Origin of the sequence: Aminobacter sp. HY435, from assembly GCF_027568395.1 — a bacterium.
Lineage (GTDB): Bacteria > Pseudomonadota > Alphaproteobacteria > Rhizobiales > Rhizobiaceae > Aminobacter.
In genome coordinates this window covers 143,300-158,273 of sequence record NZ_JANKZL010000008.1, presented here as the reverse complement: position 1 = coordinate 158,273, position 14,974 = coordinate 143,300, and the positions used below count along the sequence as shown (strand labels likewise).

Here is a 14,974-nt window from a genome sequence, read left to right as displayed (position 1 = left end):
TTGCTCACAAAATGTGCAAAAGATAAAAAATGCCTAGTTTGTGCGCAGGCGTATCAGGCCTTCTTGCGCCACCGACGCGATCAGCGTGCCGTCCTGTGCGTAGAGCGCTCCACGCGTGAAGCCGCGCGAGCCTGATGTCGACGGGCTGTCTTGCGTGTAGAGCAGCCAGCCGTCGAGCGGGTGCTCGCGATGGAACCACATGGCGTGGTCGAGGCTCGCCGCCTGGATATCGGGATCGAAAAGGCCCCTGCCATGCGCGAAGGTAGCCGTATCCAGCAGCGTCATGTCGGAGAGATAGGCAAGAACCGCCGCCCTCAGGGCGCGGTCGTTCGGCACCGGGCCGGTCAGGCGAATCCAGACCTTCTGCAGCGGCGGCAGCTTGTCGCGGCTCGAATAATGCTCGGCATTCACTGGACGCAGCTCCAGCGGCCGCTCCTTTGCCCAGAACATGCGGATCATGTCGGGCACGTGAGTAGCCTCTTGCAGCAGCTCGCGCTGCGACTTGAGCCCGTCAGGTGGCGGCACGTCGAGCGGCATGGGCATCTGGTATTCGAGACCGGTCTCGTCGACCTGGAACGATGCCTCCAGTGAAAAGATCGCATGCCCGTGCTGGATGGCGACAACCCGCCGCGTGGTAAAGCTCGAGCCATCGCGGATCCGGTCGACCTCGTAGACGATCGGCACGGTGATGTCGCCCGGACGCATGAAATAGCCGTGCAGCGAATGCACGTGCCTGCCGGGTTCGACTGTGCCCTGGGCCGCGACCAGCGCCTGGGCGATCGTCTGGCCGCCGAAGACGCGTTGCCACTTCACCTGCGGGCTGCGACCACGATACAGGTTGTGTTCCAGCTTCTCGAGATTGAGAATGCTCAGAAGCTCTTGTATGGCGGCTGGCATGCTTTCCCCTTTTCGGGACCGAGGATGCAGGGTTTCCATCAGGAAGCCTCCGCCGAGTCAAGGCGGCAAGCCAGATACAGAGGAATGCCCATGGCCACCCGCGACACGGACGACAACAAATCGGCCAAGCTTGACGTGCTCGTTGCCGGTGCTGGCTATGTCGGCCTTGCTACCGCCGTTTCGATGAAGCAGGCCCGCCCCAATCTTCACGTCGCGATCGTCGATGCGGCTCCCGCCGAAGTCTGGCGCAAGGACGGCCGCGCATCGGCCATCGCCGCCGCTGCCTGCCGCATGCTCGACCAGCTCGGCTGCTGGGAAGAGATTGCGCCCGAGGCGCAGGCGATCAACGACATGGTCATCACGGACTCGAAGACCGCAGACCCGGTGCGCCCGGTCTTCCTGACCTTCGACGGCGAAGTCGGCGCCGGCGAACCCTTCGCCCATATGATCGAGAACAAGGTGCTCAACGGCGCGCTTCGCCGCCGCGCCGTCGAACTCGGCATCGGCATCATCGAAGGCGTTGCCGTGCAGTCTTTCGAAACGGGCGTAACCACCACGAAAGTACATCTGGCCGACGGGATCAGCTTCGAGACACGGCTTCTTGTCGCAGCCGACGGCGTCAATTCCAGGCTGCGCGACATGGCCGGCATCAAGACCGTGCGCTGGGAATACGGCCAGTCGGGCATCGTCTGCACCGTCATTCACGAGCGCCCGCACGAAGGCCGCGCCGAAGAGCACTTCCTGCCGGCAGGACCGTTCGCCACGCTGCCGCTCAAGCCGACCAAGGATGGCGTCAACCGCTCGTCGATCGTCTGGAACGAACGCACCGAGGACGCCGAGAAGCTGGTCAATGGCGACTCGTTCGTTTTCGAGGTCGAACTGGAGCAGCGCTTCGGCCTGAAGCTCGGCGAGATCCGCGTCGAAGGAAAGCCACGCGCCTGGCCGCTGGGGCTGACGCTTGCGCGCGCCTTCGTCGCCCCGCGCATCGCGCTCGCCGGCGACGCCGCCCATGGCATCCACCCGATTGCCGGCCAGGGGCTCAATCTCGGCTTCAAGGACGCGGCGGCCCTTGCCGAAACCATCGTTGAGGCCGACCGCATGGGTGAGGACATCGGCGCCCTCGACGTGCTGGAACGCTATGAGCAGTGGCGCCGCTTCGACACTGTGCGCATGGGCATAACTTCCGATGTGCTTAACCGGCTGTTCTCCAACGACATCGCCCCGGTTCGCGCCGTCAGGGATTTCGGCCTTGGCCTCGTCGACCGGGTGCCGCGTCTCAAGGACTATTTCATCCGCCAGGCATCGGGCCTGACCGGAGAGACGCCCCGGCTGCTCAAGGGCGAGGCGATCTAGGGACGGGGCCAATCCGCCTCTGCCGGGAGGTCCCCACTCGCAACCCCGGAGGTCTCTCGCAGCACCAGGCGGAGGCGCGCCCCGCAGCCGCCATCCACAACCTCGCAAGTGAACGGAGGCGTGTCGGGGGTCCATGCCGGAACGCCGGTAACGCCAGGAGAGTGAGGCCAGGAGAGGTCCAGAACTTCCCCCCATTCCGCACTTTGCGGTTGGTCGGTTGTGCGTCCTTCGACAGGCTCAGGATGAGGACCTTTGGTGCTGCCGGCGCACACGTTGCGAGGTTCTAGCAGGCAGCGATAGCGCAGACGGTCCTCATCCTGAGCTTGTCGAAGGACGCGCTCCCACGCAACCTCGCCTCGACACTGGCCTCCCGGCGCCGGCACGGGGACCAGCGCACCGCCGACAAGCAGACATTTTTGCGAGAGACTTTTTTCGCGCAGCACTGCTTTCCCGGCGACGGGACGCTGGCAGGCGCGCGAGGCAGCGCTATAGTCTCACCCGGTCGCCGCACCCCGGCCACGTCACCAATCAGGGAGAATGTCATGAACCACAGTGCCAATGCCGTCTGGAAAGGCAATCTGAAGGAAGGTTCGGGAACGCTCGACACCCAGAGCGGCGCGCTCAAGGGCCAGCCCTATTCGTTCAAGGCGCGCTTCGAGGATGAAACCGGCAGGTCCGGCACCAATCCCGAAGAGTTGATCGCCGCTGCCCATGCCGGCTGCTTCGCCATGCAGCTGTCGCATTTCCTCGCCGAAAACGGCACGCCCGCCGACAAGCTCGACGCCAAGGCGGTGGTGACGCTGGTCCCCGGCACCGGCATCACCGAAAGCGCGCTCACCCTTGTCGGCACCGTGCCCGGCATCGACGACGCCAAGTTCCAGGAGCTCGCCGCCAAGGCCAAGGAAGGCTGCCCCGTCTCCAAGGCGCTCGGCGCGATCAAGGTCTCGCTCGAAGCCCGCCTCGCCTGAGCCAACCGCGACGCAGCGCCGGCTACGCAGCCTGCGTGCCGGCGCGCACCTCCGACGGCGTCGCGCCATAGCGCTTGCGAAACGCCCTGTTGAAATAGGACAGGTCGTTGAAGCCGGCCTCATAGGCGATGTCGGTGATGCTGTGGCGGTACCAGGCGGGATCGGCCAGCATGCGGTGCGCCCGCATCAGCCTCTGCCCCAGCGCATATTCGGTGAAGGACAGCCCCTCGCTTTCAAACAGCTTGCGCACATAGCGCGGCGACAGCTGATGGCTGGCGGCGATCTGCTCGGCCGAAAGCCCGCGCAGGTCGGCGCGCTGGGAGATATCCGACTTGATGGCGGCCAGCCGGGCAGCACCAAGGCCGCGCCCCAGCGCCACCTGCTGGGCGTCGCGCGTCGCCCCCAGCGTCAGGGCGGTCAGGTCGAGCAGATGCGTCGCGATCATCCTGGCCATGTTCCCGGGCAGCGCCTCGTCCAGCCTCTGCAAGGCAGTGGCATAGCTCAGCAACAGGTGCATCGGCCCCTCATGCACCGGAATCGGCCGCATCAGCATGCCAGACACATCGCCCAGCAGAGGCTGCAGCGCCTTTCGCTCGAAACGCAGGTTGACATAGGTGAACCCCGGCCGCGTGATGTTGGCGCCGACGTAGCCTCCAGGCACGAACATCGCACAACCTGGCGGCACACTCTCTTCCTGGTTTCCAATCCGCATGTGGCTGCCGCCCGAAAGCGCGGCGATCAGGATCACATCGTCATTGTCGATCATTTGCGAGGTCACGCTGACCTTGACAGGCGAGGCCGTGCCGGTGGCGATGCCCACGCCCGGCAACAGCCGCACGCGCATGTCCATATGGACTGGCGCACCGCCAACCGGTTCGAGATCGGCATTCAGGATTGTCCGGCCGTAGACCTCGCGCAGGACCGCGAGCCGGTCCTTTTCAGGGAGATCGTCGGTCAAGACGCGAAAGGATGTGAACTGCCCGTCGGATATCGTCATGGTTCCACTCAACGAATTACAACTATTACGGGCAGGCGCACTTTCTATTTCGCGCATGAGAATAGGTCAAGCCTCGGTGCCGCCGAACCCCGAAAGAGGGGCCGTACAGTCCAAGAACTGTCGTTTCGACACGTCTAGGTTCCCGCTCGCATATCGAAGTGGTCAGTCCAGGCGGCACGAGGAAAACGGACATGCACCGCGTTCAATTGTTCAAGACGCTGGTGGCTCTGGCTGCGGCAGGGTTCAACCCGCGTGCCTTCCTCGCCCCCATGGCGCTTGGCGGCAAGCTGCCTGAACCGGACCGGGAAAGGCCGCCGAAGGTGCCTGAGAAACCTGATTCACAGCCGTGAATCGAGGCAGGTTCAAATTGTCCAGACGGGTCGCGTAACCGCGAAAACGGTCGGCAAACGGGATTTTACAGGTCTGGCTGTCCACGTCAGTGCCAGGGCAGTGGCACTGACGCGGCAGTACGGCGGGCCGGGCGCTTGGGGGCAGACCAGCGTCCGGCCATCACGCCGAAGAGCCGCATTTTTTCATTTGTTGCGCCCTGCCGCTCGGGCGCGCAATGCGCGGTCGCGCCGCACTTCGTCTTCGAAACCAAAAATCGCCGAAAATGTTTAGCTTCCGAGGGACCAGCTCACCGGGAGGAACCCTCATGCTGAACGTCCTGAAACCGCATCACTCCACCCTCGCCGCGGGCACCACGCTCGAACTCATCGACATCACCGCAGAGGCCGCCCGCATGCCGGGCTTTGACAGCCATGAGCAGGTTTGGCTCGGCCGCGACAGCGTCCGCGGCCTGACCGCGATCGTCGCGGTGCATACGACCGTGCTGGGGCCGGCGCTTGGCGGAACACGTATCTGGCCGCACGCGAGCTTCGAAGCCGGCGTCACCGACGCGCTGCGCCTGTCGCGCGGCATGACCTTCAAGTCGGCCATCGCCGGCCTGCCGCTCGGTGGCGGCAAGGCGGTCATCATCGCCGACGCCAAGACCGAAAAGACGCCGCAGATGCTCGAGGCCTATGCCGAGATGCTCAATGCGCTGGAAGGCCAGTACATCACCGCCGAAGACGTCGGCATGACGCTTGCCGATGCCGACTTCCTCGCCGCCCGCGCGCGCAATGTCAGCGGCACCACCAGGGGCGGCAGCGGCAACCCCTCGCCCTTCACCGCACAGGGCACCTTCCTCGGCCTGAAGGCCGCACTTGGCCACCGTACCGGCGGCGACAAGCTCAGCGGCGTGCGCGTCGCCGTCCAGGGCCTCGGCTCGGTTGGCTGGTCGTTGTGCGAAAAGCTGCATGCCGAAGGCGCGATCCTGACCGTCTCCGATCTCGACACCGTCCGCACGGACCGCGCGGCTGAAAAGTTCGGCGCAGCTGTCGTCGAAGGCAATGCCATCATTGCAGCCGATGTCGACATCTTCGCACCCTGCGCGCTCGGCGGCATCCTGTCCGCTGACACCATTCCGCAGCTCAAGGCAGGCATTGTGGCGGGCGCTGCCAACAACCAGCTGGCCACCGCCGACGATGGCGAGCGCCTGGTCGAACGCGGCATCCTCTACGCTCCCGACTACGTCATCAACGCCGGCGGCGTCATCAACGTCGCGGCCGAAATGGCCGATGGCGGCTATGACGTCGCAACCGTCACCCCGCGCGTCGCCCGCATCGCCGACACGCTGACCGCGATCTTCCGGCGCGCCGAACGCGAGGGCCGAACCACCGACGCCGTCGCCGAGGCCATGGCCCGCGAGATCGTCGAGGCTGCACGGAAGTAAAGCCGTTCAGATCCCTTCTCCCCGCTCGCGGGGAGAAGGGCCGGCAGGCGGACAAGGGGCCGCACGGCCTCTCCGGACAACGGGCCCAATGCAAGACGGCCCGGCAGCTTCCGCAACCGGGCCGTTTTCAATTATTCTGCCACGCGCCTACCCGCCGACGGCATCGAGCCGCGCCTTCAGCGCCGCCACTTCCTGTTCCAGGACGCGGACACGTTCCTCGAGCTCTGAAACGACGGGAGAGGCGGTGCCCGGCGCCCGGATCGTCGCGACGACTGCGGCATCGACATCGCCGGACAGAAGATGCGCGAAGCGATCCTCGCGCTGGCCGGGGGCGCGACCGATCTCCTTGACCAGCGCCGGCCTGCGGCCGATCAGCATGTCGAGTTCGGCGCGCACGGCGTCGGCATCGGCAAAGTTCGCCATGCGCTCAGTGCGGGCGAGCAATTCGTGGACGGTCTGCGGTCCGCGGAGAAGAAGCAGGCCGATCAGCGCGCTCTGGTTGCGCGTCAGCGAGAATTTCTGCGCCATCTGGTGTTCGTAACGCTCGACGCGCGAGGCGAATTGCTGCTTCGCCAGTCCTTTCGCCTGCAGCGAACCGAGTGCCCTGGTGATGTCGACCATCTCCAGGGCCATGACCGGCTCGCGCGACGTCTTCTGGTTGGCAGCGGCTACCAGCGCATTCGACGTCATCGGATAGACGTCAGGCGTCAGTTCCTTCTTCTCGATCAGGCAGCCGAGCACACGCGCTTCCACCGGGGTGAGGTTGGGAAGGTCTGAGTCCGTCATATGCGTTCCTGCCTCAGATCTCGGCTGCCGCGACGCCGCAGGCGCGCAGCCAAAAAACCGATCGCCGAGCTAGACCCGGCGCTCGACCATCATCTTCTTGGTCTCGGCTGCCGCGACGCCGCAGGCGCGCAGCCAAAAAAACCGGTCGCCGAGCTAGACCCGGCGCTCGACCATCATCTTCTTGGTCTCGGCTGCCGCGACGCCGCAGGCGCGCAGCCAAAAACCCATCGCCGAGCTAGACCCGGCGCTCGACCATCATCTTCTTGATCTCGGCGATCGCCTTGGCCGGGTTCAGACCCTTCGGACAGGTCTGGGCGCAGTTCATGATCGTGTGACAGCGGTAGAGCCGGAACGGATCCTCGAGGTTGTCGAGGCGCTCGCCCTTGGCCTCGTCACGGCTATCGATCAGCCAGCGATAGGCCTGCAGCAGCGTTGCCGGGCCGAGATAACGGTCGCCGTTCCACCAGTAGCTCGGGCACGAGGTCGAGCAGCAGGCGCACAGGATGCATTCGTAGAGCCCGTCGAGCTTGGCGCGGTCCTCATGGCTCTGCAGCCACTCCTTCGCCGGCTCCGGCGACACCGTCTTCAGCCACGGCTCGATCGAGCGATGCTGGGCGTAGAAGTTGGTCAGATCCGGCACCAGGTCCTTGACCACGGGCATGTGCGGCAGCGGATAGATCTTCACCGCGCCCGAAATGTCGTCGCAGCCCTTGGTGCAGGCCAGCGTGTTCGAACCGTCGATGTTCATCGCGCACGAACCGCAGATGCCTTCGCGGCACGAACGGCGCAGGGTCAGCGTCGGGTCGATCTTGTTCTTGATGTAGAGCAGCGCGTCCAGGACCATCGGACCGCAATCGTCGACATCGACGAAATAGGTATCGATGCTCGGATTTTCGCCGTCGTCGGGCGACCAGCGGTAGATGCGGTACTCGCGCAGATTGGTGGCACCCTCCGGCTTCGGCCAGGTCTTGCCCTGCTTGATCTGCGAGTTTTTCGGGAGAGCGAGTTCAACCATTCGAAATCGTCCTTCTCAATAAACCCGCGCCTTCGGCGCGATCTTGGCCAGGCTGATGCCGCCGTCTTCTTCCTTGAGCAGCGGCTCGGTGTGCACGGGACGGTAGGTCAGCGTCACCTTGCCGTCCTCGGCTACGGTCGCCAGCGTGTGCTGGCGCCAGTTGGCGTCGTCGCGCGCGGAGAAGTCCTCGCGCGCATGCGCGCCACGGCTTTCCTTGCGCGCTTCGGCGCCATAGACGGTGGCGATGGCGTTGGCCATCAGGTTCTCGAGTTCCAGCGTCTCGACCAGGTCCGAGTTCCAGATCAGCGACCGATCGAAGACCTTGACGTCCTTGAGCTCGCCCCAGATCTCGGAGATGCGCTTGCAGCCCTGCTCCAGCGATTCCTGGGTGCGGAACACGGCAGCGTCGTCCTGCATCGCCTTCTGCATCTTTTCGCGCAGCACGGCCGTCGGCGTCGAACCATTGGCGTTCCGCAACCTGTCGAAGCGGGCCATGATCTTTTCGACGCAAGCCTCGTTCGGCGCCGGGATCGGCGCGTCGCGGTCGACCACCTGGCCGGCGCGGATGGCGGCGGCGCGGCCGAACACCACCAGGTCGATCAGCGAGTTCGAGCCGAGGCGGTTGGCGCCGTGCACCGAGGCGCAGCCGGCTTCGCCGACGGCCATCAGGCCGGGCGACACGCGATCCGGCTCATCCTCGGTCGGGTTCAGCACCTCGCCCCAGAAGTTGGTCGGGATGCCGCCCATGTTGTAGTGCACCGTCGGCAGCACCGGGATCGGCTCACGCGTCACGTCGACGCCGGCGAAGATCTTCGCCGATTCCGAGATGCCGGGCAGCCGCTCGTGCAGCACCGCCGGATCGAGATGATCGAGGTGCAGGTAGATGTGGTCCTTGTTCTTGCCGACGCCGCGACCCTCGCGGATTTCCAGCGTCATGCAGCGCGAAACCACGTCGCGCGAGGCAAGGTCCTTGGCCGACGGCGCATAGCGCTCCATGAAGCGCTCACCTTCGGAGTTGACGAGATAGCCGCCTTCGCCGCGCGCACCTTCGGTGATCAGGCAGCCGGAACCGTAGATGCCGGTCGGATGGAACTGCACGAACTCCATGTCCTGCAGCGGCAGCCCGGCGCGAACGGCCATGCCGCCGCCGTCGCCGGTGCAGGTGTGCGCCGACGTCGCCGAGAAATACGAGCGGCCGTAGCCGCCGGTGGCCAGAACCACCATCTTGGCCGAGAAGCGGTGGATGGTGCCGTCATCGAGGTTCCAGGCCACGACGCCGGTGCAGGTGCCGTCCGGCTCCATGATCAGGTCGAGGGCGAAATACTCGATGAAGAACTGCGCGTTGTTCTTCAGCGACTGGCCGTAGAGCGTATGCAGGATGGCGTGGCCGGTGCGGTCGGCGGCAGCGCAGGTGCGCTGCACGGGCGGACCGTCGCCGTAGTTCATCATGTGGCCGCCGAACGGGCGCTGGTAGATCTTGCCTTCCTCGGTGCGCGAGAACGGCACGCCGTAATGCTCCAGTTCGTAGACCGCGGCAGGCGCTTCGCGCGCCAGATATTCCATCGCATCGACGTCGCCGAGCCAGTCGGAGCCCTTGACGGTGTCGTAGAGATGCCACTGCCAGGAGTCCGGGCCCATGTTCTGCAGCGAAGCGGCGATGCCGCCCTGTGCCGCGACCGTGTGCGAGCGGGTCGGGAACACCTTGGTGATGCAGGCTGTCTTCAGCCCCTGCTCGGCCATGCCGAGCGTGGCGCGCAGTCCGGCGCCGCCGGCGCCAACAACCACGACGTCGAACTTGTGATCGACAAAAGTGTAGGCGGAAGCTCCGCTGGTCTTGCCGTCCTTGGCCACCATATCAGCCTCCGAATGCCAGTTTGAGCAGGGCGAAGAGCGAAGCCACGCCCACCGCCATGGTAAAGAAAATATTGAGCATGATGAGAGCCAGCTTGCAGCCCTCGCCGTGGACGTAGTCTTCGATGACGACCTGCATGCCGAGCTTCATGTGGTAGAGGCCGGAGATCAGCACCAGGGCCATCACCAGCGCCACCAGCGGATTTGCAAATGTCGCGCGCACGGCTGCATGGTCCGCGCCGTTCAGCATCACCAGCACACCGACGAAAAACAGCATCAGCGGGATGTTGGCGACGGCGGTCAGGCGCTGGCGCCAGAAGTGCTCGGTGCCTTCGCGGGCGGAGCCCAGACCGCGCACTTTGCCGAGCGGCGTGCGCATGTCGTTGTTCGATCCGCTCATCTTATGCTCCCCGCACCATGTAGCCGACGATCCAGACCAGCAGGGTCAGCACGATCGAGCCGGCGACCGTCGCCCAGGCGATCTTCGAGGCGGTATGCTTCTCGAGGCCGGCGCCGGTATCCCAGATCAGGTGCCTGACGCCCCCGAGCAGGTGCTGCATCAAAGCCCAAGTATAGCCGAACAGCACAAGTTGCCCGATCCAGCTGCCGAACACCCAGCTGACGAAGTCGAAATATTCCTGCGATGTCGCCGCCGCGATCAGCCACCAGGCGACCAAAAGCGTGCCGAAATACAGCGCGCCGCCGGTGATGCGGTGAACGATCGACGTCGTCATGGTGACCGACGGGCGATAGATGGAAAGATGCGGCGACAGGGGCCGCGCGCGTGATGTGGCTTGGGTTGCTTGTGATTTGCTCATGGCTCCCCCGGTCTGCATCCGAGCGTGGCTATGTTTGAATACGGCGGCGCCGCACCAATTTGCGACGTCGGACTGCGCGCTTTCTAATGTGCTTTTTGCACCGCGTCAAAGTCGGAAAACCGTTCTGGCGCACCTATTTAGTCGCAGCACGGCTTCAATCGATTGAAGAAAAGGCACAGCTACCCGCACGGGTATGCCGCAGTGCGGCCGAGCCAACGACCAAGTGGCCGCAAACCGCCCGTCTGCATCGCGCCAAGCCTACCCGAACGCAACCGAAAAGCTCACCCCCTGCAGCCTGGACGACAGATTAACCATGTTTGTTAATCTGGATGCGCGAGCCCTTAACAAAGATTAAGAAAGCGTTAAGCTTTCGATTCGAGATGCGCCTCACTCTAGGGAGACAACAATGCGCCTTGCATTGACCTCTGCACTGGCCCTGACAGCGTTTGCGCTGGCCGCACCTTTGGGCGCCTCAGGGTCGGCTTTCGCCGGCGGCTGGGACCGCGACCGCGTCTATGCTGATTCGTTCGGCAATCTCGTCGTCGACAGCGCCGCCGGTTACAAGCGCATCCTGGTTGGCCAGGGAAATTCAGCCCGCAAGATGGCGAGCTATCTGAATTCCGGCGCGCCCAAAGTGGTCTATCTCGACCGGCAGGGCGAGCGCGCGACGCGCCATTGCTACCGCCCGCCGATGCTGCTCAAGGGCCGCAGCTACATGTATGGCTTCTCGGAAGGCGAGATCCCGCAACCCGGACGGGTCTGCCGCTAATATCTGAAGCGCCGCGCAGTCACGCGGAAGGCGGCTTGCTGCCGAACGGGACGATGTTCGATTCGACCATCGTTTCATAGTGGCTTCCGCTCGCCACCCGCACGCGGTCGCGCCCGTCCTTCTTGGCCTCGTAAAGCGCCGCATCGGCGCGGCGCATCAGCTGGTCGACGCCCTCTCCCCCGATCAGCTCGGCCACGCCGAAGCTTGCCGTGAAGCGCAGATGGCTCGGCAATCCCTGGATCGGCAGTCCGGAGAACGCGCTGCGGGCCCCTTCGGCAAACAGCCGGGCGGCGCCCAGATGTGCTCCCGGCAGGATGATGGCGAATTCTTCGCCGCCAATGCGCCCGGCGATATGGTGCGCCGAGGTCGATTCGTGAACGAAACGCGAGAACGCCTCGATGACGTGATCGCCCGAAGCGTGGCCGTAATTGTCGTTGATCGACTTGAAGTGGTCGAGGTCCGCAATCACCAGCGTCACTGGCAGGCCCTGCCGCGCGGCTTCGCGCAGGGCAAGAGCCGCCCGCCGCTGGAAACCGCCGCGATTGAGCAGCCCCGACAGAGCGTCGGTTTCGGATTTTTCGGTGGCGTCGACAAGGATGTCGCGCACCAGGATGACCAGCATCATCAGCGCGATCGACAATGCGAACACGGTGCCCAGCGCCTGCGAGATCATCGCATAGGTGCTCTGCAGATATTCGTGCGGGTCGGAGCCCGAGCCGCCGACAGCGAGCGCCAGATAGGGCTTCGAGAAGAACTGCAGTGCGCTCGCAAGCAGCACGCCCGACAGCGCGTAGTCGAACTGGCTGAGTTGCCTGCGCGACCTCAGTACAATCGCCGCACCGACTGCCTGGGCAATGGCGTATGGCGTCTGGAAGGTCATCATCCTGAGCAGCGAGTCGCGCTCCAGCCCCTGCGTGATGTACACGGCGACGGTCGCGGCGGCGAGGAACACCAGCATCGAACGCCATGGCGGCGCGATCTCGTAGCGCTTGGCGAGCCCGATATTCATCAGCGCCAGCGTGGCCAGGAACGCCGCGAAATTGGCCGCCAGGATCGGCCTGGTGTTGTCGAACATCGGGATCGAGAACTCGGTGCCGATATAGACGATGCCCATGGCGTAGCAGGCGGCGAACCAGCGGGCTGCGACGCGCTTCGGGTCATAGACGGCAATGACCATGAACGCGCTGGCCAAGAGGCCGGCGACGAACACGTTGATCGTCAGGATGAACGCTGCACCACTCATCGTTCGACAAGGTCTCCTTGCCGGCAACAGATCATATCGGCGCGAAAAAGACGTTAACGCGACCGCCCCCGTGAATGCGAAGATACGGTCCACAATGTTGAAATGGTTCACGATTCGCTAAATGATTGCGGCAGGGCCGTGCCCGCGCGCAGAAATGGCAGCCCAAAAGCAAAAAGGCGGCGGGTTGCCCCGTCGCCTTTTTTGTTGTCTGATCGTGCGCCTTGGCGCGCCGCGATTATTTCCAGTCGCGGATGTCGACGAAATGACCGGCGATCGCAGCCGCAGCCGCCATGGCCGGCGACACCAGATGGGTGCGGCCCTTGAAGCCCTGGCGGCCCTCGAAGTTGCGGTTCGAGGTCGAGGCGCAGCGCTCATGCGGCTTGAGCCGGTCGTCGTTCATGGCCAGGCACATCGAGCAGCCCGGCTCGCGCCAGTCGAAGCCGGCGGCAACGAAGATTTTGTCGAGGCCTTCGGCTTCCGCCTGTTCCTTGACCAGTCCCGAACCCGGCACGATCATCGCGCTGACGCTCGAGGCGACCTTGCGGCCCTCGACGACCTTGGCGACGGCGCGCAAATCCTCGATGCGGCCGTTGGTGCACGAACCGATGAAGACGCGGTCGATGGCGATGTCGGTGATCTTGGTGCCGGCGGTCAGGCCCATATAGTCGAGCGCGCGCTTCTTGGAGTTGCGCTTGTTTTCGTCTTCGATGATCTCGGCATCGGGCACCACGCCGGTGATGGCAACGACGTCCTCCGGCGACGAGCCCCAGGTGACGATGGGCGGCAGCTTGGCGGCGTCGAGCACGACAACCTTGTCGAAATGCGCGCCTTCGTCGGTGTGCAGCGTCTTCCAGTATTCGAGCGCCATGTCGAAGGCCTTGCCCTTCGGCGCGCGCGGCTTGTCCTGGACATAGGCATAGGTCTTTTCGTCGGGCGCGATCAGGCCGGCGCGGGCGCCGCCTTCGATGCTCATGTTGCAGATCGTCATGCGGCCTTCCATCGACAGCGCGCGGATCGCTTCGCCGGCATATTCGATGACGTAGCCGGTGCCGCCGGCGGTGCCGATCTCGCCGATGATGGCCAGCACGATGTCCTTGGCGGTGACGCCTTCCGGCAGCTGGCCGTCGACACGCGCCAGCATGTTCTTGGCCTTTTTCTGGATCAGCGTCTGGGTGGCCAGAACGTGTTCCACTTCAGACGTGCCGATGCCATGCGCCAGCGCGCCGAATGCGCCATGCGTCGAGGTGTGGCTGTCGCCGCAGACGATCGTCATGCCCGGCAGGGTGAAACCCTGCTCGGGGCCGACGATGTGGACGATGCCCTGGCGCTTGTCGTTCTCGGAATAGTACTCGACATTGAAGTCGGCGGCGTTCTTGGCCAGCGCCTCGACCTGGATGCGGCTTTCCTCGTTCTTGATGCCGTTCTTGCGGTCCGGCGAGGTCGGCACGTTGTGGTCGACGACAGCCAGCGTCTTTTCGGGATGACGGACCTTGCGGTTGGTCATGCGCAGGCCCTCGAAGGCCTGCGGGCTGGTCACTTCGTGCACGAGGTGACGGTCGATATAGAGCAGGCAGGTGCCGTCGTCCTGGCGGTCGACAACGTGGTCGTCAAAGATCTTGTCGTAGAGGGTGCGCGGTGCGCTCATGGCTTTGGATCCGTCGATATGAACAAGGGGAAGGCTGAAGGGCGCGCCAGAAACCCGTCGGCTAGGCGCAGGCGACTAGATAAGTCGGCTGGTCAGCGCGCCTGAAATCCGGGCAAAGAAACGCGACGGCAGGCGCTTGTGGTCCTGCAGCACGAAACCCTTGTAGGCCGGATCTCCAAAGAGCTCTTCCATGGCCTGCTCATATCAATCTTTTCCCTATCCGGCAATTGCGCTGCTTGGCGCGACCCGAATGGACGCAACGGAGACAGGCGGCCGAGCTCCAAGCCTCCTTGGCGTCAGGCGGCTTCCTGCTCGTGGCAGATCAGTTCCGCATCGCCGTCGCTCAACTGCTCCTTGAGCAGCGCACAGAAGTGCCGGCCGGCCCCGCCTGCGTCGGCGACAAAATGCCGGCACGTCCGGCACACGCCGAAGGCGCGCCCGCCCCGCGCCGCCAAGCCGGCCTTGACCAGCCGCTCCAGGCCGTCCCCCAGCGCCGCCTGCACCTCGGCCGGCAATCCGTCGAAAGCCCGCCTGAGCGTGTCGATGCCGTCGCGCCGCAACAGGTCGGCGCCGGCAGGCGACAGGCCGAGCCGCACGGAACGCGCGTCGCCGGGATTGGCGGTCTTTTCGATGAAGCCGCTGCGCTCCAGCGCCATCAAGGTCTGCGACACGGTCCCCTTGGTCAGGCCAAGATAGGCGGTCAGCGCGCCTGGCGTGCGCGAGAACCGGTTTGCCCGCGCCAGATAGCGCAAGGCCTCCCACTGCGCCGGCTTCAGCCCCTGCGCATGGCCCTCATTGGCAACGATTCGCGTCAGCCGCTCGACCAGTTCGACGGCGCTGTTCCTGTCATCCATGCGC

Annotated in this window: 15 protein-coding genes; 5 read left to right on the top strand and 10 right to left on the bottom strand. The window is 64.7% G+C overall.

From position 1 onward, the window contains the following. Positions 1 to 33 precede the first annotated feature (33 nt). Positions 34 to 897 (bottom strand): acyl-CoA thioesterase, encoded by an 864-nt coding sequence (locus PCJ21_RS13510; RefSeq protein ID WP_269931933.1) that lies wholly within the window; start codon positions 895 to 897, stop codon positions 34 to 36. A 90-nt stretch (positions 898 to 987) separates the two neighbouring features. On the opposite strand from PCJ21_RS13510, the gene PCJ21_RS13505 reads away from it, so the two are divergent. Both PCJ21_RS13505 and PCJ21_RS13500 read left to right on the top strand, forming a co-directional pair. Continuing rightward, positions 988 to 2,250, top strand: coding sequence for a ubiquinone biosynthesis hydroxylase (locus PCJ21_RS13505; protein WP_269931932.1), 1,263 nt, complete (start codon positions 988 to 990; stop codon positions 2,248 to 2,250). A gap of 542 nt (positions 2,251 to 2,792) precedes the next feature. Beyond that, complete coding sequence (locus PCJ21_RS13500; protein ID WP_269931931.1) at positions 2,793 to 3,218, top strand: OsmC family protein; 426 nt, start codon at positions 2,793 to 2,795, stop codon at positions 3,216 to 3,218. A gap of 22 nt (positions 3,219 to 3,240) precedes the next feature. On the opposite strand, the gene PCJ21_RS13495 is transcribed toward PCJ21_RS13500, so the two are convergent. Further along, positions 3,241 to 4,215: a helix-turn-helix transcriptional regulator gene (locus PCJ21_RS13495; RefSeq protein WP_269931930.1), complete on the bottom strand. Its 975-nt coding sequence runs from the start codon at positions 4,213 to 4,215 to the stop codon at positions 3,241 to 3,243. A 191-nt stretch (positions 4,216 to 4,406) separates the two neighbouring features. Between PCJ21_RS13495 and PCJ21_RS13490 the strand changes: the two genes are divergently transcribed. Together PCJ21_RS13490 and PCJ21_RS13485 are read left to right on the top strand one after the other, a co-directional pair. Then, complete coding sequence (locus tag PCJ21_RS13490) at positions 4,407 to 4,565, top strand: hypothetical protein (RefSeq protein ID WP_269931929.1); 159 nt, start codon at positions 4,407 to 4,409, stop codon at positions 4,563 to 4,565. A gap of 305 nt (positions 4,566 to 4,870) precedes the next feature. Continuing rightward, positions 4,871 to 5,989 carry a Glu/Leu/Phe/Val family dehydrogenase gene (locus PCJ21_RS13485; protein ID WP_269931928.1) on the top strand — a complete coding sequence of 373 codons (1,119 nt, stop codon included), beginning with the start codon at positions 4,871 to 4,873 and terminating at the stop codon, positions 5,987 to 5,989. A gap of 147 nt (positions 5,990 to 6,136) precedes the next feature. On the opposite strand, the gene PCJ21_RS13480 is transcribed toward PCJ21_RS13485, so the two are convergent. The 5 genes from PCJ21_RS13480 to sdhC all read right to left on the bottom strand — a co-directional run bounded on the left by PCJ21_RS13480 (position 6,137) and on the right by sdhC (position 10,459). After that, the gene (locus PCJ21_RS13480; protein WP_269931927.1) at positions 6,137 to 6,775 is read right to left on the bottom strand and encodes a YceH family protein; all 639 of its coding nucleotides are present in this window, start codon (positions 6,773 to 6,775) and stop codon (positions 6,137 to 6,139) included. 235 nt (positions 6,776 to 7,010) lie between these two features. Beyond that, complete coding sequence (locus tag PCJ21_RS13475) at positions 7,011 to 7,790, bottom strand: succinate dehydrogenase iron-sulfur subunit (RefSeq protein ID WP_269931926.1); 780 nt, start codon at positions 7,788 to 7,790, stop codon at positions 7,011 to 7,013. Positions 7,791 to 7,805: 15 nt separating this feature from the next. Next, on the bottom strand, positions 7,806 to 9,644 hold the full coding sequence (sdhA, locus tag PCJ21_RS13470) for a succinate dehydrogenase flavoprotein subunit (protein WP_442866011.1): 1,839 nt from the start codon (positions 9,642 to 9,644) through the stop codon (positions 7,806 to 7,808). Between the two features lies 1 nt (position 9,645). Then, positions 9,646 to 10,041 carry a succinate dehydrogenase, hydrophobic membrane anchor protein gene (gene sdhD / locus PCJ21_RS13465; protein WP_269931925.1) on the bottom strand — a complete coding sequence of 132 codons (396 nt, stop codon included), beginning with the start codon at positions 10,039 to 10,041 and terminating at the stop codon, positions 9,646 to 9,648. Position 10,042: 1 nt separating this feature from the next. Continuing rightward, complete coding sequence (gene sdhC / locus PCJ21_RS13460; protein ID WP_269931924.1) at positions 10,043 to 10,459, bottom strand: succinate dehydrogenase, cytochrome b556 subunit; 417 nt, start codon at positions 10,457 to 10,459, stop codon at positions 10,043 to 10,045. 406 nt (positions 10,460 to 10,865) lie between these two features. On the opposite strand from sdhC, the gene PCJ21_RS13455 reads away from it, so the two are divergent. Continuing rightward, positions 10,866 to 11,228 (top strand): hypothetical protein, encoded by a 363-nt coding sequence (locus tag PCJ21_RS13455; RefSeq protein WP_269931923.1) that lies wholly within the window; start codon positions 10,866 to 10,868, stop codon positions 11,226 to 11,228. A gap of 19 nt (positions 11,229 to 11,247) precedes the next feature. On the opposite strand, the gene PCJ21_RS13450 is transcribed toward PCJ21_RS13455, so the two are convergent. The 3 genes from PCJ21_RS13450 to PCJ21_RS13440 all read right to left on the bottom strand — a co-directional run bounded on the left by PCJ21_RS13450 (position 11,248) and on the right by PCJ21_RS13440 (position 14,970). Next, on the bottom strand, positions 11,248 to 12,471 hold the full coding sequence (locus PCJ21_RS13450) for a GGDEF domain-containing protein (protein WP_269931922.1): 1,224 nt from the start codon (positions 12,469 to 12,471) through the stop codon (positions 11,248 to 11,250). Positions 12,472 to 12,706: 235 nt separating this feature from the next. Then, entirely contained in the window at positions 12,707 to 14,116 is a 1,410-nt protein-coding gene (gene leuC, locus PCJ21_RS13445; protein WP_269931921.1) for a 3-isopropylmalate dehydratase large subunit, read from the bottom strand. 296 nt (positions 14,117 to 14,412) lie between these two features. Then, positions 14,413 to 14,970, bottom strand: a complete 558-nt coding sequence (locus PCJ21_RS13440; protein WP_269931920.1) for a MarR family winged helix-turn-helix transcriptional regulator — start codon at positions 14,968 to 14,970, stop codon at positions 14,413 to 14,415. Between the last annotated feature and the right edge of the window lie 4 nt (positions 14,971 to 14,974).